The sequence below is a fragment of the Roseovarius sp. W115 genome, assembly GCF_032842945.2.
In the GTDB taxonomy this organism is placed as follows: Bacteria; Pseudomonadota; Alphaproteobacteria; order Rhodobacterales; family Rhodobacteraceae; genus Roseovarius; species Roseovarius rhodophyticola.
The window spans coordinates 1,182,501-1,208,428 of sequence record NZ_CP146606.1 but is presented as its reverse complement, the minus strand read 5'-3'; the positions used below and the strand labels follow the sequence as shown (position 1 = coordinate 1,208,428).

The window sequence follows — 25,928 nt, the reverse complement described above, 5'->3', positions numbered from 1 at the left end:
GCTCTCTATATGTCGCGATTGAGGTTTGAAATTCAATGCCAATCCCGTTGACATTCGGCAATCGCCCGCCAAGGCTGCACAGGATTTAATTGGTGGGGCATACAACATGCAAGGCGCTTGGGAATTCTGGATTGATCGCGGTGGAACCTTCACCGATATTGTTGCTCTTGATCCCAATGGTGAAGTGCACACGCACAAGCTTTTGTCCGAGAACCCCGAACGCTATGCCGACGCCGCTGTTCAGGGCATTCGCGATGTGATGGGTGTGACAGGCGCCTTCCCCGACGACGCCATTCAAGCCGTGAAGATGGGCACGACAGTGGCCACCAACGCTCTCTTGGAGCGCAAAGGCGAACGGGTGCTCTTGGTCATCACCAAAGGCTACCGCGATCTTCTGCGCATCGGGTATCAGACGCGCCCACGTCTCTTTGACCTTGAAATAAAGCGTCCTGATCTTCTCTACGAAGATGTCATTGAGATGGTCGAGCGACTCGGAGCTGAAGGCGAAGTTGTTCGTCCGCTTGACGATGCTCCAGTGCGTGCCGCCATGCAGGAGGCTTTTGATCAGGGTATTCGCGCCATAGCCATTGCCGGGCTGCACGCCTATTGTAATCCCACTCATGAGAATCGCGTCGCCGACATTGCGCGCGAGATCGGCTTTGCGCAGGTCTCTACCAGCGCCGAGGTTTCTCGTCTGGCGAAACTCGTCGGTCGTGGGGACACCACTGTGGTCGACGCGTATCTCTCGCCCATCCTGCGACGCTATGTGGACCAGGTGGCTGGCGCGCTTGATCTGGGGCGGGCCTGTCATCAGCTTCTTTTCATGCAATCTAATGGTGGGCTGACAGAGGCGCGTCGCTTTCAGGGGCGTGATGCGATCCTGTCGGGCCCCGCAGGCGGCATTGTCGGCATGACTCAGACCGGAGAGGCCGCAGGCTTTGACAAGCTCATCGGGTTTGACATGGGCGGCACCTCCACCGATGTCAGTCACTACGCCGGTGAGTTCGAACGCAGCTTTGAAACGGATGTTGCCGGCGTGCGCATGCGCGCGCCGATGATGGATATCCATACGGTAGCGGCCGGTGGAGGCAGTATCTGCAAGTTTGAGGATGGCCGTTTCCAGGTTGGCCCGGAAAGCGCCGGGGCGGATCCTGGTCCGGCGTGCTATCGCCGGGGTGGACCTTTGGCTGTGACCGACTGCAATGTCATGCTGGGTAAGCTGAACCCAGATCACTTTCCGGCGGTCTTTGGTCCTGAGGGCGATGAAAGACTGGACCCTGAAACTGTGCGCGCCAAGTTCGGTGAACTGGCTCAATCTGTCGCTGAACAAACCGGTGAGGCCCTACGCAGCCCCGAGGACATGGCCGAAGGTTTCCTGCGTATTGCCGTCGACAACATGGCGAACGCCATCAAGAAGATCAGTGTGCAGCGTGGTCATGATGTGACCGGGTACACCTTGCAATGCTTTGGCGGTGCAGGCGGGCAGCATGCCTGCCTTGTCGCTGATGCACTGGGCATGCGTCGCGTGCTCATACATCCATACGCTGGCGTGTTGTCGGCCTTCGGTATGGGACTGGCGCAAATTTCTTCTATGAAGGAAACTCAGCTTGACCTGCCTTTGGATCAAATCGACACCGCGCTCTCACGAGGTCAAACGCTTGGTGATGAGACTGTCGCTGATGTCGCCGCACAGGGCGGACAGAACATCGAGACAGAAACCCGCCTGCATCTTCGCTATGACGGCTCACACCAGACCATCCCGGTCGCCGGCCTTACCGAGAACGCCGCCCGCGCCGAGTTCGAAACCCTGCATAAGCAACGCTACGGGTTCATCTCGCCGACACGTGGCATTGTTATTGACATGATCAGTGTCGAAGCTGCCGGAGCAAGCGGTGTCGAGGCGCGCGCGCCAGTGATCACCGGGACCGGGGCGATCAAAGCTAAAGTGCCCGTTTTCACAGAAGGCGGCTGGCAGGACGTGCCGCTTTACGATCGTGAAACACTCACGCCTGAAACGGGTATCAAAGGTCCCGCCATTATCACCGAACCCACCGGCACCAACATGGTCGAGCCGGGCTGGTCTGCGCGTTTGGACGATTTGGGCAACCTCATTCTGGAGCGCTCAGAGAGTGCGAAACGCACAGAGGCCGCAGGCACCAAAGCCGACCCGGTCTTGCTGGAGGTGTTCAACAACCTCTTTATGTCCGTGGCCGATCAGATGGGTGCGACGCTGGCCAATACATCCTGGTCGGTCAATATCAAGGAGCGCCTGGATTTCTCCTGTGCGATCTTCGATGAGTTGGGCGATCTCGTGGCCAACGCACCACATGTGCCGGTGCACCTTGGCTCTATGTCGGACTCGATAAAAACTGTCATGCGCCTCAACCCGGATGTGAAACCTGGCGATGCTTACATGCTGAACTCGCCCTACAATGGCGGCACGCATTTGCCTGATGTCACAGTGGTCACACCCGTCTTTGTGGGCGACAAACCGGTCTTCTGGCTCGGCTCGCGAGGGCATCACGCCGATATTGGGGGACGCACACCCGGAAGCGCCCCGCCCGACAGCAGCCATATCGAAGAAGAAGGTGTTTTGATCGATAACGTTAAGCTGGTTGATGAAGGCACATTCCTCGACACTATGGCCGAAGAGATCCTCGCATCTGGTACGTACCCCTGTCGCAACGTGATGCAGAACATGGCCGATCTCAAGGCGCAGGTTGCCGCCAACGAAACCGGTCGGCAAGAGCTGCTAAAAGTGGTGGATAACTTTGGTATCGACGTTGTGACCGCGTATATGGGCCACGTGCAGGATAACGCCGAAGAAAGCGTGCGGCGCGTGGTTGACCGGCTCAAGGACGGGCAATTCACCTATCCGATGGACCATGGGGCTGTGATTGAGGTCAAGGTCAGTGTCAACCGTGATGCCCGAGAGGCCACGATTGATTTCACCGGAACATCGCCACAACATTCTGGCAATTACAACGCGCCCAAATCCATCTGCCGTGCGGTTGTCTTGTATGTCTTCCGCACCATGGTTGGTGCCGACATCCCACTGAACGAAGGGTGTCTGAAACCTCTGAACATCATCATCCCTGATGGCTCCATGCTCAATCCCGAGCGCCCTGCGGCAGTGATCTCGGGCAACACAGAAGTCAGCCAAGCCACCTGCAACGCGCTTTACGGCGCGCTGCGTGTCATTGCCGGAAGCCAGGCCACGATGAACAACTTTGTCTGGGGGAATGACGATTTTCAGAACTATGAAACCATCTGCGGCGGCACCGGCGCGGGACCAGGTTTTCAAGGCTGCGATGCGATCCAGGGCCATATGACCAACACTCGCATGACCGATCCCGAAATACTGGAAAAACGCTTCCCCGTGCGACTGGAGACTTTCACCATTCGCAACGGTTCAGGTGGTGCGGGCAAGTGGCGCGGCGGGCATGGCGTGATCCGCACATTGCGGTTTCTGGAACCTGTGACCATAACCACGCTTTCTAACCACCGCATTATCCCGCCTTTTGGTGGTGACGGCGGTGATCCAGGGAAGGTTGGCCGCAACTGGGCCGAACTCCCCGATGGCACGGTCCGCGATATGGCGGGCAATGATGAGATAGATCTGCCCGCAGGATCGGTCTTTGGTATGGAAACCCCTGGTGGCGGTGGGTGGGGCAAAGCCTGACACCGGATTCGTGATTTGCCTGGACGCGTGCGGCCGATACTGTGGGTCTATGCATCTTCGTGCCGGCGTTGTTCTGATACTGATCTGCCTGTGGCCACACAAGGCCAAGGCGCAATCCTGCGCCCATGCGCTTGTCCTGGGCCTGGATGTCTCGCTTTCGGTGGACGCGCAGGATTTCGCACTGCAACGCCAGGGGCTGGCGAATGCCCTTCTGGATCCGGCGGTCTCGGATGCGATGCTTCATATGCCCGGAGGTCATGTTGAAGTTGCGGTGTTCGAGTGGAGCGGGGAATTTGATCAGGTCATCCTGGTCAACTGGACTGTTGTCGACAGTCTCGCAACGCTTCTGGACATTGCACAAGCCCTGCGTGACCGTCCAGCCATGGATCGCACGGGTCGGACGGCCATCGGCGCAGCGATGCTTTTCGCGATCGAATTGATGAAACAGCGGGGTGGTTGTGCCCGCCACACCCTGGACATTTCCGGGGATGGTCCAAGCAATCAGGGCCCTGCACCTGAATTGATCCGAGACGAAATGAATCTTGCTGGTTTCATTGTCAATGCATTGGTGATTGAGAACAACTTCAACGATCCCGAGCCGTCTGCCTCGCCGCCGCTCGGTCCCTATTACCGCGACCGTGTGATCACTGGACCCGCCGCGTTCGCCGAGCTTATTTTTGGGTTTGAGAACTACGAGGATGCGATGCGCCGTAAGCTGTTGCGCGAACTGACTCCGACCGTTGCAGCAGACCGACCAGGTGACATTGACCAGTCTTTGTTGCGTCGTACAGGTCTGGACTAGATGCCAATCACCAAGTTTGCCAGCCAAACCCAAAGCGGGATGCTCAGGATCGCCACCGGCGTGCCAAGCCCCGTGGACGACCCGACATAGGCCGACGGGTTTGCCTCGGGCAGGGCGGCGCGCATGGTTGGCGGGCCAGAAATGTCAGAGCTGGATGCAGCCATCACTGCCAAAAGGATCACCCCGCCAGCGGAGAACCCGGTCAGATGATGCGCGACAAGACCCAGCCCGAAACCGATCAACCCATGTATCAGCGGAGCGGTCAGACCATAAAGCACGTAGGCGTGCGCCACCTTGCGCAGTTCTGATAGCCGCGACCACGCTTCCATGCCCATGATCAGCATGAGGATCGACAGAAGGCCCCGGAACAGAGGGTCATAGAAACTTTCGTAGACGGAGTCTGGCTTGGCAAAGATACCAAGGGCGAGACCTAGCAGAAGCGCCGAGATCGCTGGGCTGCGCAGCGTATCTACCAGAATACCGCGTACCAATTCGCTGTTCATGTTCAAACCAGGGCCGCCCGCGCCGCCGCCCATTGTGACCGTCCCACTTGCATTGGTGCCCTGTGCCGTTGCACGCTCAGCACTCATCCGACCAAGCACCACCGCCGTGACCAGCGCGGCGATGTCCATGAAGGGATAGAGCGCCCCGATAAAGCCTTCATACGCAATGCCATCCGCATCCAGCATCGCCATCGCTGCCGCAAGGGTGGATGCCGAAACCGCGCCGAACAGCCCGGCGGTTGCCATGCCGTCCATTTTCGAAACCCCGTTTAGCCGCGCCAGTGTCCTGGTTCCAAGAGCTACAATCGCGACGCCAGCAACCGCTGCGGCAACCGCCGGAACGGCGAGTGCGATGAGGTCGGCGTCACGAACTGACATGCCCGCCCCAAGACCGACCTTGAGCAAAAGCAGGATCACAATGAATTTGTAAACTGGTGGAGGTATTTCAAATTTGCTGCCCAAAGCGGCCAGCATCATGCCACCTATAAGAAAGGACAATGTTGGTTTCTGCAGCTGGCTGAGCACAGTTGTGCCGATGTCCATAATGATTTCCATGATCCGCCTCCAATGCGCGCTGATTGGCAGATAGGACAGTTCAAGAAGAATAAAAAATATATCTTTTATACAATTTCGTTCTATTTATTAGAACTATGAGCGATCTGAATTATCACCATCTGAGATATTTTCATGCTGTGGCCCATGATGGAAATCTGACCCGTACAGCTGAGCGGCTGAACCTCTCACAATCTGCCTTGTCTTCTCAGATCAAAGCACTGGAAGAGCGGTTTGGACAAAAGCTTTTTGACCGCGTCGGCCGCAGGCTGGAATTGACCGAGGTTGGCCGTATCGCGCTTGACCACGCCGACCGGATTTTTGGCACAGGGGCCGAACTTTTGGCGACCTTGAACCAGAGCAGAGAAACGCGCCCACCCTTGCGCGTCGGCGCTCTATCAACACTGTCCCGCAACTTTCAACTCGCCTTTCTCAGGCCCGTGCTCGGTCTGGACGAGGTGGACATCAAGCTGACCTCCGGCAACGCCGAACGGCTCTTGGACATGTTGAAGTCTCTTGCACTTGATGTGGTTCTCACCACACAGGTGCCAGCCCGCGACGCCCACACTGAATTTATTGCGCACCGTATCTCCGAACAGCCCGTCGGCTTGCATGGGGTGCCAGAGCGCTTGCAACATGGCAGCCTCAAATCACTGCTCAAGAACGAGCCGCTCATCGTGCCCAGTGACCCTGTCATCCGCTCCGGCTTTGATAGCCTTGTTGTGCGTCTGGGTGTTGAGCCGCGGGTTGTGGCCGATGTGGATGACATGGCCATGGTACGGCTTTTGGCGCGCGAGGGCGTCGGACTGGCTATTGCGCCCGCCGTGGTGTTGGCCGACGAAATCGCCTCAGGTCTGCTTCAAACCGCGCCATATGATCTGCGGATCAATGAAGCCTTCTTTGCTGTCACCATCCCTCGCAGTTTCCCGCATCCACTTTTGGCAGCGCTGCTAAAGCAGGATCAGTCGTAGCGCAGCTCTGTCGCCTTGCCGCGGAAGATCACGTAAGACAGCACCGTGTATCCCGCGATCATCGGAAGGACGAATACTGTCCCCACAAGAATGATAAACAGGCTCTCGGGCGCGCTGGCGGATTCGTACAGTGTCAACTGCTCGGGCACGACATAGGGGTAGAACGAATACGCCATCCCAAAGAAGCCAAGCGTGAAGAGCACGGTTGTCAACGTGAAGGGCAGCCAGGACAGACGATCCTGACTGTCCGGCAGATGCCGCAATGTCACCCAAAGCGCCAGCACCAATCCCGCCGCCATGATCGGCAAAGGAGCCAGAAGGAAAATCTCGGGCACCGAAAACCATTTATCGAAAATTCGGGGGCTGACGAAAGGCGACGCGAGCGATACGGCACCAAGTCCAAGGACAACGCCCCAAATACCGCCCCGTGCCCAACTGACGGCCTTTTTCTGCAATTCACCATCGGTCTTTAAAATAATCCAGGTGGCGCCGATAAACGAGTAGGCTACTGTCAGGAAGACTGCCGTGATTGTGGCGAAAACCAGCGTGAAGAGCGTGATCTCAAGGCCCATGATATAGACGCCCAGCATGAAGCCCTGCGACAAGGAAGACATCAAACTGCCAGCATAAAATGCCATATTCCACATCGGCTTGCGGTGGGCGGGGGCCTTGGCGCGAAACTCAAACGCAACACCGCGCAGGATGAGCCCGACCAGCATAATCGCGACCGGCAGGTAAAGAGCGGTCAGGATCATGCCGTGTGCTGCCGGAAAGGCCACCAAAAGAATACCGATGGCCAGAACCAGCCATGTTTCATTGGCGTCCCAGAAGGGACCGATTGACGCAATCATACGGTCTTTCTCGGCATCATCGGCAAAGGGGAAGAGAACCCCGACCCCAAGGTCATATCCGTCAAGACACACATAGATCAGGATCGACAGCCCCATCAGGGCGGCAAACACCAGGGGCAGCCATTGTGCCGGGTCTCCAAACATGTCCATCGCCGCTACTCCGCCGGAACCGGCGCCATGCCGGGTCGTTCGGGTCCCACGTGATCGCTGCCTGCACCAGCATTGCGTGCGATGTAGAACAGCACACCGATATAAGCGATCAGCAATGCGGCATAGACGGTGAGATAGACAAAGAGCGTTGACGCCACCATTGGCGCGGGCACGTCGGCCACAGCTTGCTCGGTTGTCATCACACCCGTCACCAGCCAGGGTTGCCGCCCGATTTCGGTGGTGTACCAGCCTGCAAGCGTCGCTACCCAGCCGCTGAATGCCATGGGCACCATCGCCCAGAGCATGGGTTTGGGCAGACCCTCAGGCCCGCGTCTTTTGTAGGCCATCATCGCCACGGCCGCCCAGCTCAGAAACAGCATGGCCATGCCTGTGCCCACCATGACGCGGAAGCTGTAGAACACGGGTGCCACGGGCGGATGCAAGATCGTGCCATCTTCAGCCACAAAATCATTCAGCCCAGGCACCACGCCATCTGCTTTGTGCGTCAGGATCAGCGAGGCGCCGTTGGGAATGCTGATCTCAAAGTTGTTTTCCCGCGCAGCTTCATCCGGCACCGCAAAGAGCAGCAGGGGCACATTGCCGCGCGTTTCCCAATTGCCCTCCATGGCGGCAACCTTGGCGGGTTGATGTTCCAGCGTATTGAGCCCGTGAAAATCCCCCATCAGGATTTGCACTGGTATCAAAAGCGCCCCCAAACCAAGACCCGTGACAAGCGATACACGCACATCATCCGCCTTGTCGTTCCGCAGCCAGCGATAGGCCCCTATGCCGGCCAAAAGGAACGCCACAGTCAAACCAGACGCCAGCAACATATGGGCCAGCCGATAGGGCATCGACGGATTGAAGATAATCGCAAACCAGTCCGTGGCATGTGCCACGCCTTCGCGCATCTCAAACCCTATGGGCGTGTGCATCCAGCTTGAAAGGACCAAAATCCAGAAGGCAGACATAGTCGTACCAAAGGCCACGAGGAAGGTTGCCGTCGTGTGCAACCAGCTTGGCACACGGCTAAAGCCAAACAGCATGATCCCCAGGAATACGGCCTCCAGAAAGAAGGCTGTCATCACCTCGTAGGCCAGCAAAGGCCCTGCGATATTTCCAACTGTTTCCATAAAACCTGGCCAGTTGGTGCCGAACTGAAAAGACATGGTGATGCCGCTCACGACGCCCAGCGCAAAACTGAGCGCAAAAACCTTGACCCAGAACCGATAGGCCTTGATCCAGCTTTCTTCGCCGGACCGGCCGTAGCGGAGTTTGAAATAGAACAGCACCCATCCTAAAGCGATGGTGATCGTTGGGAACAGGATGTGGAACGAAATATTCGCTCCGAATTGAATACGGGACAGAAGTAACGTGTCCATGACCTTTGCCTTTTCCGCCAGCCTAAATGCTTGGCCTTCGAAAGACATTTAGCCCTGTGTCGCAAAGTATCTGCTCCCTGCGACCACCGGGCGCACGGGGCTCTGATCAAGCAGACGCAAGTTTTAACAAGAAATTAAAGCGTTTCGCGCGCGAAACATTTGCCAGCGCGGCGTTTTGGCGCGTCAGTGGGATCTTGAACATCCTCCAAAACCCCAACGCCGCGTGCTGAAAGCTTTAGGCCGCAGCGAAACCTGTGTCGAGTGCGGTCAGCACCCTGTCAATTTCCGCCTCTGTGATGATCAATGGAGGAGACATCAACAGGTTGTTTCCCCCGATCCGTACCATAGCACCGGCTTCGTAGGTCGCTTGATGCACGCGTTTGATCGTATCCATGTCCATAGGCGTTTTGCTAGACTGATCGCTGACCAGTTCAATTCCTGTCATCAACCCATGCCCGCCGCGCACATCGCCGATGATGTCGTATTTTTCCATCAGTTTTTGCACGCCCTCAAAGAGTTGCGCACCTCTCGACGCAGCGTTTGTTTTGGTATCCAGTCGCAGTGTTTCCGACAGGCACGCGACGACGGCTGCTGCGCCTACGGGGTGGGCGGAGTAAGTATAGCCAGTCCAAATCGCACCATCTGACCCGGCGCTCTCAAACACATCAGCCACCTTGTCTCCGACGAGCACGCCTCCGACCGGAAAGTAGGCGCTCGTGATGCCTTTGGCAACGGTCATCATATCCGGTTTAACGCCCCAATGCCGAGCGCCAGTCCAGTCGCCTGTGCGCCCAAACCCGCAGATTACCTCATCTGAGATCAGCAAGATACCATAGCGGTCACAGATCTCACGCATATGCTTCATAAAGGACGCGTCCGGCACGATCACCCCACCCGCTCCCTGAATCGGCTCCATGATGAATGCGGCGATGGTGCTGGGGTCCTGAAACTCCACCTCATCCACAAAGGCCGCCGCGATCTTCTCGGCCAGTTTGACCGGGTCAGTTTCATCAAAGGGGTTCCGATACGTGTAAGGGCTGGGTAAGTGATAGCAGCCGGGGAGAAGCGGCTCGTAGGTGATCCGGAATCTGTTGTTGCCGTTCACAGACGCGCCGCCCCAATGGGTGCCGTGATAGCCTTTCTTCAGGCTTATGAACTTTGTGCGCGTATGCTCGCCCCGCAGGCGATGATACTGTCGCGCCATGCGCAAAGCGGTGTCTACGGCGTCGGACCCGCCCGAGGTGAAGAACACCCGCGTCATACCGTCTTCAGCAAAGAACTCCTGCACCGCATAAGAGGCCTCAATCGCTGGAGGGTTTGAGGTGCCAGCGAAGGCAGAGTAATACGGCAGTTCCCAAAGCTGATCGGAAATCGCCTGTTTGATCGCGTCATTGGAGTAGCCCAGATTGGTGCACCAGAGGCCGCCCACGGCATCCACGGTCCGATGCCCGTCGATATCGACGATCTCAACGCCCTCAGCTCCTTTGATGATCTTGGGTGCGTTTGATTGTTGCTCGCCGGGATGACCCATGGGGTGCCAGATGTGGCGCGCATTCATCTCGCGCAAAAAATTGTCATCTTTCATAACAGCCTCCGAGAGCAGAACGGGATTTGATCAAATCCTGACAGGGCGAAACGTGTCTGTCTACAAAGGAGTGAAAAGCGCGAGGCGGAAGCTTTCAAAATTCCCCATCTGATATCCGTTGTGGAAACTGGGATCACCCAAAACGAAAAACCCCGCCGAACGGCGGGGCTTCAGTCTACAACGCAGGTTGGCTTAGCCTTGGCGGGCTTTGAACCGGCGCTGGGTTTTGTTGATTACATAGACGCGGCCTTTGCGGCGCACGACGCGGCAATCGCGGTGACGGTTCTTCAGGGACCGCAGCGAATTCTTGACCTTCATCGGTCGTCTCCTTTGTCGTGGCGCGGGCTTGCGCCGGGGTTAACGGGTGTGTCGCCTAAGGCGACACAACAAATATGGTGGGCGATACAAGGATCGAACTTGTGACCCCTTCGATGTCAACGAAGTGCTCTACCGCTGAGCTAATCGCCCGTTCACGTCACCGCTTCACATGCCCCAAATAAAGAGGGGCGCGGGAAACCGCGCCGGTGAGCCGTGTCTATAAAAGGAGTCGAGGACTGGATCAAGGGCTTTTAGATTGCCAATTTCGCTCTATTATGGCGTGTAGGAGAAATGATGACCAACACTGCGTTTTCGCTGACACGTCCAAATCGTCGGACCACATCGGTGGTCTTTGCCTCGCCGCATAGCGGCCGGGGATATTCGTCGCATTTCCTGCGCCGCTCGATGTTGAACGAAAAAGCGATCCGAAGCTCGGAGGATGCGTTTGTCGATCAGCTCTTTGAGGTCGCTCCGCAGTTTGGGGCATCCCTGATTACTGCGACTGTGCCGCGTGCCTATGTTGATTTGAACCGCAGTATTGAAGAGCTTGACCCTGCGCTCATTGATGGCGTGCGCAAGGGCGGGCACAATCCGAGGGTGTCGTCAGGTTTGGGAGTTATCCCGCGCGTCGTAGCCAACGGGCAGGCGATTTACAGCGGGAAGATCACCCTGGCCGAGGCACAGCAGAGGCTTGAACGCTACTGGGCACCTTATCACGCCGCGCTTCGGACAGAACTGGACCAGGCGCACGAAGCATTTGGCGAGGCCATTTTGATTGATTGCCACTCCATGCCGCATGAGGCGATGGATTCTGTTGTGCGCACAGGGATCAAACGGCCAGAGATTGTATTGGGTGACAGGTTTGGTGCCGCGGCCAGTGAAGCCATTGTAGATCGTATTGAAGCGGCCTTTGTTCACGCCGGGTTCGCGGTCACGCGAAACACGCCTTTTGCCGGGGCGTTTATCACTCAGAACTACGGAAAACCGGCAAATGATAGGCATGCAATACAAATTGAAATCGATCGCGCGCTTTACATGAACGAAAAAACAATTCGCCCGAATGCGGAGTTTGCGACCTTTAAACGCCGCCTGCAGGCAATTATCGCGGATATTGCTCGGATCGGTCGACCCGAGGCACAGCCGCTGGCAGCCGAGTAAATCTAGCGTAACGACCGCCCCTTGAGAATCGCGTCTGGTCCAAACCGGGCGCGAATTTCGTCTGTCGCGCGTTCTGCTTCTCCACGCTGGCGGGCCTGGGGATCGAGCAGGTCGCCCGAGGTGTCCGCGGCGCTTTCTGGCCAAAGCTCTGAAATACCGACGCCGATAAGGCGGTAGGGCTGATCTGGCTCGACCTGATCGTAGAGTGCGCGTGCGGTCCGATAAATCGCATCGGCCAGCTGCGTGGGATCGCGAAGCGCCAGTCTCCGGGTCAGGAGTGAGTGATCGGCACGTTTGAGCTTCAGTGTCACAACGCGACCGGCCAGAGCACGGGCCTTAGCGCGGTCAGCCACATTCTCGGCCAGCCGCCAGATATGGCCATCAAGGATGTCGGTGTCCGTTGTATCTTCAGAAAAAGTGGTCTCATTCGAGATTGATTTGACAGGGGCATTGGCCGATACGCGGCGGTGGTCTTGCCCACGGGCCAGATGCCAGAGCCTGTCTCCCATCGCGCCAAAACGAGCGGTCAGATCCATCTGTTCCCAACGTAAAAGATCGCTGAAGTGGCGGATGCCGGCCTTTTCAAGTGATGCGCGGGTGGCCTGGCCCACTCCCCAGATCAAGGTAACAGGTTGGTCATGCAGAAATGCAGCCGTTTCGGCCTGACCAATGACGGAAAACCCGCGCGGCTTGTCGAGGTCTGAGGCAATCTTGGCCAGGAATTTATTGTGGCTGAGGCCAATAGAGCCGGTGAGGCCCAGGTCACTCTTCATGCGCTGAACCAGCCGGGCCAGCATAATGGCGGGCGGGGCGCCATGCAGGCGGGCCGTTCCGGTGAGATCGAGAAAGGCTTCATCAAGCGACAACGGCTCGATATCAGGTGTGAGCTCTTTCATCATCTCGCGGATTTGCTTTGAAACGTCCGCATAGACGGACATGCGTGGTTTGAGAACCACGGCATCCGGGCAAAGCTTCAGCGCCTGAAACATTGGCATGGCCGAGCGTACACCGCGAATACGGGCAACATAACAAGCGGTTGAAACCACGCCGCGCCGCCCACCACCAATGATGAGGGGTTTGGACTCCAACTCGGGGTTGTCGCGTTTCTCGACACTGGCATAGAAGGCGTCGCAGTCCATGTGCGCTATGGAGAGATCAAAGAGTTCCGGATGCGAGAGCACGCGAGGGCTCCGGCAAGCGGGGCAGCGCGTGCCAGTTTCAAAAGGATGCAGGCAATCTCGGCAGAAGGCAGGCATGGGACCTATCGGTTTGGCGATGCAGTGTAATGTACGACGGACCCTGCCCGAGCGAAAGTGCTTGGGGTTGATGCTGGAGTTTGAGTATTTGGAGAACAGTGAAAGACGGATTAGCCCGAGATGTCCCTCAGGATGTTTTGCGCGGCCTCTCGTGGGCTCTCGGCGGCCCAGATCGGGCGGCCTACGACGATATGATCAGCGCCGTCCGAAAGGGCCTGGGCCGGGGTGGCGACGCGTTTCTGGTCGCCCAGTGCGGTACCGATGGGGCGAACGCCGGGTGTGACGATGAGCTTGCCCTGCGCTTCTGGAAGTGCGCGGATGAGCGCGGCTTCCTGTGGCGAGGAGATGACACCGTCTGCACCAGCCTCAAACGCCCGCGCAGCGCGGCTGATGACCAGATCGGTTATGTCGCCTGAAGAGATCAGTGCGGCGTCGAGATCGGTGCGGTCAAGCGACGTCAGGATGGTCACGGCAAGAATTTTCATCTCCTTGCCACCGACTCCTTCGCGCGCGGCGCGCACCACATGTGGATCGCCATGGACAGTTAGAAAATCAAGGTCGAAATGAGCAAGGCCGCGCACGGCATTTTCGACCGTGGCGCCGATGTCGAAGAGTTTGAGGTCCATGAAAATACGTTTTCCATGATCCTGTTTCAGCTCATTGGCCAGGGCAAGCCCGCCGCCGGTGAGCATACCGAGCCCAATCTTGTAGAACGATACAGCATCGCCAAGCTGCTCCGTCAGCTGCAAACCCGCCAACGCATTGGGCAAGTCTATGGCCACAATCAAACGGTCGTCAGAGGGTAATGAGGGCGACATGGCGTAGGCTCCGGCTTGCATGAACTTTCGCTCTTTTTGCGGCCATGACCCTCGCGGTCAACCCACCTTCAGAATTTTACGCGGCCAAAGCTGGGGTTTGCACTGCACGCAGGACCTGCGAGTGCAGCGTCTTGGTTTGCGATTCGTGTTGGTCGCGGGCCTTTTGAACGAGGCTGCGCGCAACCAGTGCATAATCCGCGTGTAACGGGGCTTTGACATGCACCGGGTAGTTGTACACCCACAACGCGTCGCGAATGCGGACAGAGGCCTCAAAGCCTTCTATTTCTGGGTTGTAGCGGATTGTGTCGAATGCCAGGGCTTCGATGATCATGGGACTGCTCCTTGTCTTTCAGGTCTGAATACCTGTGGATAACTATGTGAGTAATTGGGTCCGCTTCGGCTCTATTGCAATATGACTCACGGTTTCGTGCTAGAGACTTGAATCAGCGCGATTTTGTCGTGATGTGGCGGCGTGGTCTTGAAGATAACAGACGCGTTACCCATCTTTGCTAATGAGGTTCCGGACCGGTGTATGCCTATTGCTGGGTGCGCCAGAGGTGGAACGCTTATGAGAAGGAGACCTGAGATGGACTTAAACAAGTTCACCGAGCGGTCACGCGGGTTCATTCAGGCCGCGCAGATGATCGCGATGCGGGAGAGCCACCAGAAACTGGCGCCCGAACATATTCTGAAAGCATTGATGGATGACCCCGAGGGGTTGGCGAGCAATTTGATCCGTCGCGCCGGTGGTCAGCCGCAGCGCGTTGTCGAGGCGCTTGACCTTTCACTGGGCAAAATCCCGAAAGTTACAGGCGACGCCGGCCAAGTCTATATGGATGGGCAGACAGCCAAGGTTCTGGATGAGGCCGACAAGGTGGCCAAAAAGGCGGGTGATAGTTTTGTTCCCGTTGAACGGCTTCTGACAGCGCTGGCCGTGGTCAAAAGCCCGGCGCGAGACGCGTTGGAGCAGGGCGGTGTCAGTGCACAAGAACTGAACGCGGCCATTAATGATGTGCGCAAGGGGCGCACGGCAGATACGGCCAGCGCTGAAGATACATATGAGGCGCTGGAAAAATACGCCACTGACCTGACCAAGTCCGCGGCGGATGGCAAGATTGACCCGATCATTGGCCGCGACGACGAAATTCGCCGCGCTATGCAGGTGCTCAGCCGCCGGACCAAGAACAATCCTGTTCTGATTGGGGAACCGGGTGTGGGTAAGACCGCGATTGCGGAGGGGCTCGCGCTGCGGATCGTCAATGGTGACGTGCCGGAAAGTTTGCAGAACAAGAAGCTCCTGGCGCTGGATATGGGCGCGCTGATTGCTGGTGCGAAATACCGTGGCGAGTTTGAAGAGCGTCTGAAGGCCGTGCTCAACGAGGTTACGGCGGCGGCGGGTGAGATTGTTCTTTTCATTGATGAGATGCATACGCTTGTCGGTGCTGGCAAGTCCGAAGGGGCTATGGACGCCGCCAACCTGATCAAACCTGCGCTGGCGCGAGGTGAATTGCACTGTATCGGGGCAACGACGCTTGATGAATATCGTAAGCATGTGGAGAAAGACGCAGCGCTTGCGCGGCGGTTCCAGCCTTTGGTGGTTGAGGAGCCGACCGTCGAAGATACGATTTCCATCCTAAGGGGCATCAAGGAAAAGTACGAGCTTCACCATGGTGTGCGGATCTCGGACAGTGCGCTGGTGTCTGCAGCGACGCTCAGCCATCGCTACATCACGGACCGGTTCCTGCCGGACAAGGCGATTGACCTTGTGGATGAGGCGGCATCGCGGCTTCGAATGGAAGTGGATTCCAAGCCTGAAGAGCTTGATGCGCTGGACCGCGAGATTTTGCAAAAGCAGATCGAGGCGGAAGCGCTGAAGAAAGAAGACGATGCCGCCAGCAAAGATCGTTTGGAAAAGCTGGAAAAAGAGCTGGCGGATATGCAGGAGCGCTCCTCGCAAATGACTGCACAATGGCAGGCAGAGCGTGACAAGCTTGCTAGTGCGCGAGATATCAAAGAACAGTTGGATCGCGCGCGGATCGAGCTGGAGCACGCCAAGCGTGAGGGGGATCTCGCCAAGGCTGGGGAGCTGTCCTATGGCGTCATTCCGGGGCTGGAAAAGCAGCTGTCCGAGGCCGAGCAAGCCGAGGAAACTGGTGTGATGGTCGAAGAGGCGGTGCGCCCGGAGCAGATTGCGCAGGTGGTCGAGCGTTGGACGGGAATTCCGACGGCCAAGATGCTGGAAGGCGAGCGTGAGAAGCTTCTTGGCATGGAAGACAAGCTGCATGGCCGTGTGATTGGTCAGGATACTGCTGTGAAGGCGGTGGCGAATGCCGTTCGCCGTGCAAGAGCGGGCCTCAATGACGAGAACCGGCCGCTTGGATCGTTCCTGTTTCTCGGGCCAACCGGCGTAGGTAAGACTGAGTTGACCAAAGCCGTCGCGGAGTTTCTCTTTGACGATGACAGCGCCATGGTGCGGATCGACATGAGTGAGTTCATGGAGAAGCATTCGGTCGCTCGGTTGATTGGGGCACCTCCGGGCTATGTCGGCTATGACGAAGGCGGTGTTCTGACCGAAGCTGTGCGGCGCAGACCCTATCAGGTGGTGTTATTCGATGAGGTTGAAAAGGCGCATCCGGAAGTCTTCAACGTGCTGTTGCAGGTGCTTGATGACGGGGTGCTGACCGATGGACAGGGCCGGACAGTCGACTTCAAGCAGACGCTGATTATTCTGACATCGAACCTTGGGTCTCAGGCGCTCAGCCAGTTGCCCGAAGGGGCGGATGCCTCCGACGCGCGGCGTGATGTGATGGATGCGGTGCGGTCGCATTTCAGGCCGGAATTCCTCAATCGGCTGGATGAAATAGTAGTCTTTGACCGGCTCAACCGCGACCAGATGGATGGCATCGTGGACATTCAGCTGAGCCGGTTGTTGAAACGGCTGGCCAGCCGGAAGATCACGCTAGAGCTTGATGCGGAGGCCAAGACATGGTTGGCCGATGAAGGTTATGATCCTGTCTATGGCGCAAGACCCTTGAAGCGCGTCATACAAAAGGCGCTACAGAATCCGCTGGCCGAGGCGCTTCTGGCGGGAGATATACTTGATGGCAGCACCGTGCCGGTGAGCGCAGGCCCCGAAGGGTTGATCATTGGCGACAGGGTTGGGTCGACCAACCGCGAACGGCCTGACGACGCTGTCGTACACTGACACATAGACCCCCGCCTTCGACATTGGCGGGGGTTTCGTTCGCGCCAGCGACGCGTGGGGTATTTGCGACAAGAGAGAAGCTTGGGGTTTGGAAACAATAGGATGATATTGTTTCTGGATCAGCGACAGTTTTTGTGATTCAACACGAGTGTTGCACCGGTTTGCTGCGCAAGCCTATAGTGCTCAAAAGGCAGTTGGGCCTGGGAATTTACCGGGCATTTGAACGTAGCTTCTATAAGACCGGGTCATGGCAGAGCAGGACACCGAGACATCAGACGCACCAGAGTTGCCGCTCTGGTTCGATGAAATCCGTCCAGGCGGCGACGCGGAAGGCTTCCTTGAACGGCGTCTGCGCCATTCGCTGTTGTTCGTACAAAGGCCAGTGAAGCGTTTGCTGGTGACATTCGATAACCTTTCGAATGTGAGCGATCGCTCGCCAGGCCGCGAGCCCTGGGCCTTTAAATTTGCCAAGGACATCAACATTTCGCATCTGGGCGTGATGGCGCATGTCGCAGATTGGTATCGCGACTCGGATTTGATCGAACGTTTCCAGAAACTGGCCGATGAGGGATTTTTCGAGGGTTATGACCGGGTCATTTTTGCAGGTGTGTCCATGGGCGGATACGCCGCTATCGCGTTTGGCTCACTGGTGCCCGGTGCGCATGTGATTTCGGTCAACCCGCAGAGCACGCTCGATACTGATCTTGTTCCATGGGAAACGCGGTATGAGGGTGGCCGGCGGCAGGACTGGACGCTGCCTTTGTCGGACGCGTCGAAACTTACCGCCAAGCTGGAGCGGGTTAACATCTTTTATGACCCGTATCATGAGTTGGACAAACAGCACGTGAGCCGGTTTGAAGGTGACAATATTCGTGTCTTTAATTGCCGTCATTCAAACCACAAGACAGCAGTGTTCCTGCGCAAGATCAACGCACTGAAACCGGTGATGAACGCTGTGATTTTTGATGAGCTTAATGACGTAGAGTTTTATCGACTGTACAGGGGGCGAAGAGATCTAAAATGGTATCGTGGGGCTGTCGCTGGGTATTTCAGTGAAAAGGGTCGCGACGAGACGGCGGATCAATTTACGAAAGTATTTCGCAAGCGTCTGCGCGCCTTGGCGCGTCGTGAAGAGCGGGCTGCGAGAGCGGCGCAGGATGGGCTGGAGGTCAAAGAAGACACACCCCAGCCAGCGCCAAATCCAGACTTCAAAATCGTTTCTGTCGCAAAAAAGCTCGCACCGCGCAAGAATGAGCGCTGTGGCATCGTAACGACGATGAAGAATGAAGGCCCTTTTATGCTCGAATGGGTTGCCTATCATAGGGCTCTGGGATTCACGGATTTTCTTGTTTTCACAAACGATTGCGATGATGGCACTGACAGGATCGGCATGCGTCTGGAAGAGCTCGGTTTGGCAAAGCACATCGACAACAAATTCAAGAAGGGTTCCAGCCCACAGCGGTCTGCATTGCGCCGCACCTTGAAGGAAGATTTTTACACCGAGTGCGACTGGGTGATGTGCGCAGATTGCGATGAGTTTCTGAACATTCGCGTCGGTGATCGGCGCTTGCCGGATCTGTTCGAGGCAACAGGGACGGCAGACGCGATTTCCTTTTGCTGGAAGATTTTCGGTTGTGGCGACAAAGTCAGCTACGAGGAAAACCTGGTCACCGAGCAGTTCATCTGGAGCGCACCGGAAGACTATCGCGACAAGTACCGGGCGTTGGGGTTAAAATCCATGTTTCGGCCCGGTCGAGGTGCCAACCGTTTCGGAGTACACCGTCCGAAGTTCGATAAAGGGCGCCCTGAAGGTTTCGTTTGGAAAGACGCCGGTGGGCAATTGATGCCGGAGGCTTATTTCCAAACAGGTTGGTCGGCTTGGGGTGGGTTTCGACACGACTTTGCCAGATTGCATCATTACTCGGTCCGGTCGATCGACAGTTTCTTGGTAAAGCGCGACCGTGGGCGGACCAACCATGTTGATCGGGATCAAGGCGTTGCATATTGGGCGGATATGAACCTCAATATGGAAGAAGATCGGTCGCTATTGCCGACGGTGGATCGCACACGAGAAGAGTTCGAGAAACTGTTGAAAGACCCTCAACTGTTGCGGCTGCATGCTGAAGCATGTGCGTGGCATCGCGCCAAGATTGCCGCGTTGAAATCCAATAGAGATTGGGCTGATTTTCATAAGCTGCTGCAGAAAATCAATCCACCCGGGCAGAATCCAGAAGATAGCGTAGACTTAGTCAAAGAGCAGTTGACCGGATGACGGTGCCTTATGTCATTTTGCATGGTGGGTTCCACAAGACAGCGACCAGTCACATTCAATCGACACTGGGCCGGAATGCGGGATACCTTGAACGCAATGGTGTCCTGTACGTTCATCATCGTGACACGCGAAAAGAGCTGACTGTGCCGTGTCAGCTCTACGTGTACGAAAAACAGGGTCTGAACTACCGTACCAAGTACAGCGAAAAGGAATTGGCCGAAAAGACAGCTGCTTTTTTCGGCGGTCTTTTGACGAAGAAGCACAAGATCAAACGGATTGTTTTTTCAGACGAGAATTTGGCCGGACATTGCGGACATTGTGTGAAACGTGGGCTGCTTTACCTGTGGCGAGACCAATTGATCGCAACATTCGCGTCTCAATTTCCGTGGCCCGTGCGCGAGGTGCACCTAGGGGTGCGCAACTATGCGGATTTTTTTGCGTCTGCTTATGTGGAGTATCTGCGGTCTGTCACAAGTGCAAACTTCATAAATGAAACCGTCATGCGCACCCGTGTAATGGAACACATGCCAAACTGGATGAAAGTGCTCAGAGTCATCAAGAAGTGTTTTCCTGAGGCGCAGATTCATGTTTGGCGGTTCGAGGATTTTCAGGGCATCGACAGTCGGATATTAGCCAATTTGTGCGGCCCTGAGGTAGATATTGGGAAATTTAAGCAACCCAAAAACAAGAATAAGCGCCCAACCGCAAGTGGCCGCGCGGTCGAAGAGTTGATTGCCATGATTTACCGGGACGGGGCCGAGTCGGCCTTAGCGAACCGGGTCGCTTTGCAGGAAAAATATCCTCGGGGAGCAGAGTTTGGTGGATATGATCCATGGACGGCTTCTGAGCGGGCACATTTGTCACGAATGTATGACAGAGATATTGCGGAAATTAGAACAAACCCGGACTTCAGCCTTGTTGAGGTCGAACATGCATGAGCCGCTGAGTTGACCAAGAAGACGGAACAGTAAATGAGCCGCGAATACGAAATCGGTATGTTGTGGGTAGAAGGCGCACTCAGCTACGTTGAGGTTCTTTGTGCGCAATCGTTTTTAGACGCAGGCCACCACGTTAAACTTTATCACTACAAGGACATTCAGAATGTGCCCGATGGCATCGAATTGGTGCATGGGAACTCTGTTCTGAAAATTGACAATTTCCTAGAGCATGGTCGGACGGGTAGTCTCGCCCTTTTTTCGGACGTGTTCCGTTATCATCTGCTGCGTCAGAATGACCGAATGATCTGGGCTGATCTTGATGCCTACTGTGTGAAACCTTTCGAAAGTGAAACCGGGCATTTCTTTGGGTGGGAGTCTGAACACCTTATAAATGGTGGTGTTTTGGGATTGCCAAACGACAGCAATGCCTTGGGGCAGCTGTTGGAGATGACCGAGGATGAATATGATATCCCTGAGTGGTACTCCAAAGAGAAGAAACAAGAACTACAGAGTCTTAAGGAAAATGGTGCGCCAGTGCATGTAAGTGAACTGCCTTGGGGTGTGTGGGGGCCTCAGGCCGTGACGCATTATTTGAAAAAGACAGGTGAAGCCAAATACGCCTTTCCAATTTCAGCTCTTTATCCTGTAAGCTTTCGCGATCGGCGCGCATTGTTGCGCACGCGCGCCCGTGAAAACGTGAGTGACTTGATTAAGCCAGAGACTTTTTCGGTTCACTTCTATGGAAGACGTGTGCGTGAGAAACTGGCGGCCATAGGCGGGATGCCGGAACCAGGCAGTTGGCTTGCGGAAACACTCATCAAACACAAGATTGATTGCGAGGCCGCCCCAGTCATGTCACGAGAAGAAAAAGAAGCTTTGAAGGCTGCCGATGCTGCAGGCAAATCCATGTCCGCCGCGCGCGTCCCCACAGGTAAAGGTGGTGAAAACCTCACCGATCTGGCAGACCGGTATGGATCAGACAAGGGCTCAACTAAGCATCGCTACACCGAGTTGTATCATATGCTGTTCCACCCTTATCGCGACCGCGAGATTGTCTTTCTTGAAATGGGATTGCTGATCGGTGGGCCGGAGCATGGCAAAAGCGCGGATCGGGTGACAACGGATTTGCCCTCGATCCGCATGTGGTTGGAGTATTTCCCCAAAGCAGACATCCACGGCTTAGATGTCTCTGACTTTTCGTGGTTCGAGCATGAGCGTTTTGAGTTTCATCGCTGCGATATGGATGAACGCCAGCAGATTGCTGATGCGATTGAAGAGATTACACCGGCCCCGACGATTGTTATTGATGATGCCAGTCATGCGAGCCATCACCAGCAAAATGCATTTCTGGAAATTTTTCCACGGCTGTCGTCCGGTGGCCTCTATGTGATTGAAGATTTGCGCTGGCAACCAGAGACCTACGAGAAGCCAGGGATCACAAAAACAGCCGCACTGTTCCGGAGCTGGTTGGATGAACGAGAGTTTAAGCATTCAGACTCTGCTATCGCGGCCGAGTTCAACGCGCTGTCAGAAGACATTTCAGGATGCATCGTCGAGCCGGTCCGGTATCAGAAGAAGCGTAAGGATCAGGTGGTTGTGATCCATAAGAAATAGTGCCCACAAGTTTCGTTCAACCAGTGCGTTCCGCCCCGTTAGAACCTGCACCCATAGTCTTGGAAACCGCACGCAGCTTGTCAGAGGCTATTTCCCAACTGTCTTTCGTCTTGTGACGCCCGACATCTGTGGCATAACGGAATTGTGCATGCCCTTAAACGTCGGAAGGTCTAATGACATACGCATTCAATGCGCTGGCGATGCTGGCTATCGTTTTTGTGCTGGTTATCGGAGCTGTTCTGGCGACGGCCGTACTTTTCTACATAATTGATAAGACCCAAACCGGAGATGCCATTCGGCGGAACTATCCGGTGATTGGACGATTTCGGGGATTGTTCACCTCGTTGGGTGAATTTTTTCGTCAGTACTTTTTCGCCATGGATCGTGAAGAGATGCCGTTCAACCGCGCGCAGCGGGATTGGGTGGCGCATTCGGCGCAGGGTAAGGGAAATACAGTTGCATTTGGCTCCACCCGCAATCTGAATGTGGCAGGGACGCCTATTTTTGTCCCTGCGTCTTTCCCGCCTTTGGACGATCAATTCGCGACGACTGAACCGATGGAGATCGGACCGCATGCGGCACTTCCCTTTAAGGCCAAGTCGATCTTCAACATCTCAGGCATGAGCTTTGGCGCAATTTCGCGTCCCGCCGTTGAGGCGCTCAGTAGGGGTGCTGCTGAGGCTGGTGTGTGGCTGAACACAGGGGAGGGTGGGCTCAGCCCGTTTCACCTGGAGGGCAGTTGCGATATTGTCTATCAGATCGGTACAGCAAAATATGGCGTGCGCACCGAGGATGGGGCGCTGAGCGATGAGAAACTGCGTGAGGTCGCTGCGCATCCTCAGGTCAAAATGTTCGAATTGAAGCTTGCGCAGGGCGCCAAACCCGGCAAGGGCGGTATTCTGCCAGGCGAGAAGGTCAATTCCGAGATCGCCAAAATTCGAGGGATAGCCGAAGGACAGGATAGTATTTCGCCAAACCGCCACCGTGAAGTGAATGACTTTGGCGAGCTGCTTGATTTCCTGAGTCACATCCGTGACGTCACGGGGCGACCTGTGGGTTTCAAAACGGTGGTCGGGTCAAGCGAAGCTTGGGATGGACTTTTTCAGCTGATCGCCGAACGCGGCGAGGAAAGCGCGCCGGATTTCATCACCATTGATGGCGGTGAGGGTGGCACCGGGGCGGCGCCAATGCCGTTGATGGATCTGGTCGGACTGCCCATTCGAGAGGCGCTGCCTCGAATGGTGGACTTGCGTGACAGGCATGGGCTGAAAGACCGCATTCGTATTATCGCGGCAGGCAAGCTGGTAAATCCCGGCGATGTAGCTTGGGCGATTTGCGCTGGTGCGGATTTCGTAACCTCCGCGCGGGGCTTTATGTTTAGCCTCGGCTGCATTCAGGCACTGAAGTGCAATCGCAATACATGCCCGACGGGTATAACCACGCACGACCCGCATTTGCAGGCGGGACTGGTTGTCGAAGATAAGTACAAGAAAGTCGCCAACTATGCGAAGCAAGTCATCAAAGAGGTCGAGACCATTGCCCATTCCGTCGGTGTGGCTGAACCACGTCTGATGCGACGGCGGCATGTGCGGATCGTTCAGGCGGATGGTACGTCCGTACCGATGAACAAATTCCGGCCGAGTTTCGATGCTGCGCATCATCCATGACTAATGTCATTTGCAAGGCAGTTCTCTTTGACTGCGATGGTGTTCTTGTGGAAAGCGAACGCGTCTGTGCGCGGCTCTTTTGGCAGGATATGCGGGCACGTGGATTAGATATCTCAAAGGAAGAGGCGGCCGAGATATATGGCGCTGGTCCGATGGAGTTGGTGGCAGAAGGCGCAATCAAACGCGGGGCTGACCTTCCAGCGGATTGGGTACAACGGTTTTATCAAACAATGTTTGCCGCGCTGAAGACGCAAACTGAGGAGGTGTCTGGGGTCAAGGCTTTGGTAGAGGCACTTGCGACTGCTGGTATCAAGATTGCGGTTGGATCTAATGGCCCTGTGGCCAAGATGGAAATCACGCTGGGCAAGGTTGGGCTGAAGGATTTGCTTCAGCCTCATATCTATTCCGCCCGCGATTTGGCCAATCCCAAACCCGCGCCGGATATATATCGTCATGCGGCTGCACAGCTTGGTGTCGCACCGCAAGACTGTGTTGTGGTGGAGGACAGCGCATCGGGCGCCCGCGCGGCCAAAGCGGCGGGTATGCGGTGTGTCGGATTTGCACTGGTGGCTGATCCTGCGAAGCTCACTCCGATTTGCGATGTGGTGGTCAGGGATATGACAGACGTCGGGGCGTATCTGGGCCTCTGAGCCGATTGTTACAGGAACCGAACTCATTGTGAGTGAGCTTGTTTTGTGCTGACAAAGACCGACCTGTTACAGCAGACATACCGTAACCGAATTTGCCGGAGGCTCATGTATGGCCAATCGTTGGAAGAACACTCTGACAGACCGTGATGTGACGGACGACGGCGTTTATCTCAATCGCCGCCACATCATTGCAGGCGCGGCGGCGGGGTTAGGGCTGTCGGGTATTGGTCAAAGCGCAAGCGCTGAAGACCTGGAACCAACGTCTTGGGATGATATCACCAGCTATTGCAACTATTATGAGTTCGGCACGCGCAAGGATGATCCATCGAAATATGCGCATATGCTGACAACCGAGCCATGGTCGGTGAAGATCGACGGGATGGTGGACAAGCCGGGCGACTATGCGTTCGAGGACATCATGTCCAAAATGACGGTCGAAGAACGCATCTACCGCTTCCGCTGCGTCGAAGCTTGGTCGATGGTTGTTCCTTGGAACGGATTTGAACTTGCAGATCTTCTGGAATTGGCAGGTGTTCAATCTGACGCCAAGTATGCGGCGTTTGAGACGGTCAACCGCCCCGAGGAAATGCCCGGGATGCGCTACCCGGTGTTAGATTGGCCCTATGTTGAAGGCTTGCGCATGGACGAGGCGATGCATCCACTCACGATCATGGCAACCGGTATCTATGGAAAAGACATACCTAATCAGAATGGCGCGCCGCTGCGGCTGGTCGTACCGTGGAAATACGGGTTCAAGTCGATCAAGTCGATTGTGCGTATTACGCTGACCGACACCCAACCGCCGACAAGCTGGAACAAGGCTGGCCCCCGCGAATACGGATTCTACAGCAATGTGAATCCCGAGGTGGATCATCCACGCTGGAGTCAGGCAAGCGAGCGCGTGCTTGGCACCGGTTTGTTTGCACGCCGTCAGGATACTTTGATGTTCAATGGCTATGCCGAAGAGGTGGCATCACTCTATGAAGGCATGGACCTGACCAAGTTCTACTAATGACGCTGAGCGATCTCATCAACACCGGGCTGCGGCGCATTCCGCCGTGGACAATCTACCTGGCAAGTTTTGCGTATGCGGGGTGGCTGTTGTGGCTGGGGATCGACAATCGCGTTGGGGCTGATCCGGTTAAGGCTCTGGAACACCAGCTTGGTGAGGTGGCGCTTTATCTTCTGGTCTTAGGTCTGGCCGTATCGCCCTTGCGGCGGACTCTCGGGATAAACCTTCTGAAATTCCGACGAGCCATCGGGCTGGCATGTTTCTTCTTTGTGGCCTGTCATCTTTTGGTTTGGGCTGTGTTGGATGTGCAGCGTCTCGATCGGGTTTGGGCCGATATTGTGAAGCGGCCCTATATCACTGTGGGCATGGCGGCGTTTGTTCTGCTGCTTCCGTTGGCAATGACCTCAAACAATGTGTCTGTGCGCAAAATGGGAGCGGCGGCCTGGGGCAAGTTGCATAAGTTGATATACCCAGCGGCCATTTTGGGGGCGGTGCACTACGTGATGCTCGTCAAAGGTTGGCAAGTCAGGCCACTGGTTTTC

20 protein-coding genes and 1 tRNA gene (1 of these 21 only partly in view) are annotated in these 25,928 nt (G+C 56.1%); 12 read left to right on the top strand and 9 right to left on the bottom strand.

Translation table 11 applies throughout. The annotated features are described in order from the left end of the window. Positions 1 to 106: 106 nt before the first annotated feature. Positions 107 to 3,682 carry a hydantoinase B/oxoprolinase family protein gene (locus RZS32_RS06165; RefSeq protein ID WP_317056143.1) on the top strand — a complete coding sequence of 1,192 codons (3,576 nt, stop codon included), beginning with the start codon at positions 107 to 109 and terminating at the stop codon, positions 3,680 to 3,682. 49 nt (positions 3,683 to 3,731) lie between these two features. Beyond that, positions 3,732 to 4,484: a DUF1194 domain-containing protein gene (locus RZS32_RS06160; RefSeq protein WP_339106843.1), complete on the top strand. Its 753-nt coding sequence runs from the start codon at positions 3,732 to 3,734 to the stop codon at positions 4,482 to 4,484. Here the strand turns inward: RZS32_RS06160 and RZS32_RS06155 are convergent. Then, the gene (locus RZS32_RS06155; protein ID WP_317056140.1) at positions 4,481 to 5,542 is read right to left on the bottom strand and encodes a sodium-dependent bicarbonate transport family permease; all 1,062 of its coding nucleotides are present in this window, start codon (positions 5,540 to 5,542) and stop codon (positions 4,481 to 4,483) included. The two genes, RZS32_RS06160 and RZS32_RS06155, sit on opposite strands and share 4 nt — an antisense overlap. Before the next feature lie 95 nt (positions 5,543 to 5,637). Here RZS32_RS06155 and RZS32_RS06150 point away from each other — a divergent pair, with 95 nt between their 5' ends. After that, the gene (locus RZS32_RS06150) at positions 5,638 to 6,510 is read left to right on the top strand and encodes a LysR family transcriptional regulator (protein WP_317056139.1); all 873 of its coding nucleotides are present in this window, start codon (positions 5,638 to 5,640) and stop codon (positions 6,508 to 6,510) included. Here RZS32_RS06150 and RZS32_RS06145 read toward each other — a convergent pair. The 5 genes from RZS32_RS06145 to RZS32_RS06125 all read right to left on the bottom strand — a co-directional run bounded on the left by RZS32_RS06145 (position 6,501) and on the right by RZS32_RS06125 (position 10,946). Further along, a complete protein-coding gene (locus tag RZS32_RS06145; protein WP_317056138.1) occupies positions 6,501 to 7,511 on the bottom strand; it encodes a cytochrome d ubiquinol oxidase subunit II in 1,011 nt (336 codons plus the stop codon). The genes RZS32_RS06150 and RZS32_RS06145 overlap by 10 nt on opposite strands. A gap of 5 nt (positions 7,512 to 7,516) precedes the next feature. Then, on the bottom strand, positions 7,517 to 8,893 hold the full coding sequence (locus RZS32_RS06140; protein ID WP_317056137.1) for a cytochrome ubiquinol oxidase subunit I: 1,377 nt from the start codon (positions 8,891 to 8,893) through the stop codon (positions 7,517 to 7,519). 235 nt (positions 8,894 to 9,128) lie between these two features. Then, a complete protein-coding gene (locus tag RZS32_RS06135) occupies positions 9,129 to 10,478 on the bottom strand; it encodes an aminotransferase class III-fold pyridoxal phosphate-dependent enzyme (protein ID WP_317056136.1) in 1,350 nt (449 codons plus the stop codon). Positions 10,479 to 10,670: 192 nt separating this feature from the next. Then, positions 10,671 to 10,796 carry a type B 50S ribosomal protein L36 gene (gene ykgO / locus RZS32_RS06130; protein WP_008562923.1) on the bottom strand — a complete coding sequence of 42 codons (126 nt, stop codon included), beginning with the start codon at positions 10,794 to 10,796 and terminating at the stop codon, positions 10,671 to 10,673. Between the two features lie 75 nt (positions 10,797 to 10,871). Continuing rightward, positions 10,872 to 10,946 (bottom strand) — tRNA-Val (locus RZS32_RS06125). A 144-nt stretch (positions 10,947 to 11,090) separates the two neighbouring features. Between RZS32_RS06125 and RZS32_RS06120 the strand changes: the two genes are divergently transcribed. Continuing rightward, the gene (locus RZS32_RS06120) at positions 11,091 to 11,954 is read left to right on the top strand and encodes an N-formylglutamate amidohydrolase (protein WP_317056135.1); all 864 of its coding nucleotides are present in this window, start codon (positions 11,091 to 11,093) and stop codon (positions 11,952 to 11,954) included. A 2-nt stretch (positions 11,955 to 11,956) separates the two neighbouring features. Here RZS32_RS06120 and RZS32_RS06115 read toward each other — a convergent pair whose 3' ends face one another. The 3 genes from RZS32_RS06115 to RZS32_RS06105 all read right to left on the bottom strand — a co-directional run bounded on the left by RZS32_RS06115 (position 11,957) and on the right by RZS32_RS06105 (position 14,359). Beyond that, positions 11,957 to 13,210 carry a DNA polymerase IV gene (locus RZS32_RS06115; protein WP_317056134.1) on the bottom strand — a complete coding sequence of 418 codons (1,254 nt, stop codon included), beginning with the start codon at positions 13,208 to 13,210 and terminating at the stop codon, positions 11,957 to 11,959. 110 nt (positions 13,211 to 13,320) lie between these two features. Beyond that, positions 13,321 to 14,049 (bottom strand): orotidine-5'-phosphate decarboxylase, encoded by a 729-nt coding sequence (pyrF, locus tag RZS32_RS06110; RefSeq protein ID WP_317056133.1) that lies wholly within the window; start codon positions 14,047 to 14,049, stop codon positions 13,321 to 13,323. A 55-nt stretch (positions 14,050 to 14,104) separates the two neighbouring features. After that, entirely contained in the window at positions 14,105 to 14,359 is a 255-nt protein-coding gene (locus tag RZS32_RS06105) for a hypothetical protein (RefSeq protein WP_317056132.1), read from the bottom strand. Positions 14,360 to 14,614: 255 nt separating this feature from the next. Between RZS32_RS06105 and clpB the strand changes: the two genes are divergently transcribed. The 8 genes from clpB to msrQ form a co-directional block, all read left to right on the top strand. Then, the gene (clpB, locus tag RZS32_RS06100; RefSeq protein WP_317056131.1) at positions 14,615 to 17,233 is read left to right on the top strand and encodes an ATP-dependent chaperone ClpB; all 2,619 of its coding nucleotides are present in this window, start codon (positions 14,615 to 14,617) and stop codon (positions 17,231 to 17,233) included. Between the two features lie 247 nt (positions 17,234 to 17,480). Further along, positions 17,481 to 19,505: a glycosyltransferase family 2 protein gene (locus RZS32_RS06095; RefSeq protein ID WP_339106842.1), complete on the top strand. Its 2,025-nt coding sequence runs from the start codon at positions 17,481 to 17,483 to the stop codon at positions 19,503 to 19,505. A gap of 161 nt (positions 19,506 to 19,666) precedes the next feature. Continuing rightward, on the top strand, positions 19,667 to 20,443 hold the full coding sequence (locus RZS32_RS06090; protein WP_339106841.1) for a hypothetical protein: 777 nt from the start codon (positions 19,667 to 19,669) through the stop codon (positions 20,441 to 20,443). Between the two features lie 33 nt (positions 20,444 to 20,476). After that, positions 20,477 to 22,057 (top strand): hypothetical protein, encoded by a 1,581-nt coding sequence (locus RZS32_RS06085; RefSeq protein WP_317056127.1) that lies wholly within the window; start codon positions 20,477 to 20,479, stop codon positions 22,055 to 22,057. A gap of 173 nt (positions 22,058 to 22,230) precedes the next feature. Then, positions 22,231 to 23,724 carry an FMN-binding glutamate synthase family protein gene (locus RZS32_RS06080; RefSeq protein ID WP_317056126.1) on the top strand — a complete coding sequence of 498 codons (1,494 nt, stop codon included), beginning with the start codon at positions 22,231 to 22,233 and terminating at the stop codon, positions 23,722 to 23,724. Beyond that, complete coding sequence (locus tag RZS32_RS06075) at positions 23,721 to 24,374, top strand: HAD family hydrolase (RefSeq protein WP_317056125.1); 654 nt, start codon at positions 23,721 to 23,723, stop codon at positions 24,372 to 24,374. Before RZS32_RS06080 ends, RZS32_RS06075 begins: the two co-directional genes overlap by 4 nt. 109 nt (positions 24,375 to 24,483) lie before the next feature. Then, positions 24,484 to 25,386 carry a protein-methionine-sulfoxide reductase catalytic subunit MsrP gene (gene msrP, locus RZS32_RS06070; protein WP_317056124.1) on the top strand — a complete coding sequence of 301 codons (903 nt, stop codon included), beginning with the start codon at positions 24,484 to 24,486 and terminating at the stop codon, positions 25,384 to 25,386. After that, on the top strand, positions 25,386 to 25,928 hold the 5' portion of the coding sequence (gene msrQ / locus RZS32_RS06065; RefSeq protein ID WP_317056123.1) for a protein-methionine-sulfoxide reductase heme-binding subunit MsrQ. The gene runs 84 nt beyond the window's last position; the window shows 543 of its 627 coding nt (coding positions 1-543); it begins with the start codon at positions 25,386 to 25,388; the stop codon falls past the right edge of the window. Before msrP ends, msrQ begins: the two co-directional genes overlap by 1 nt.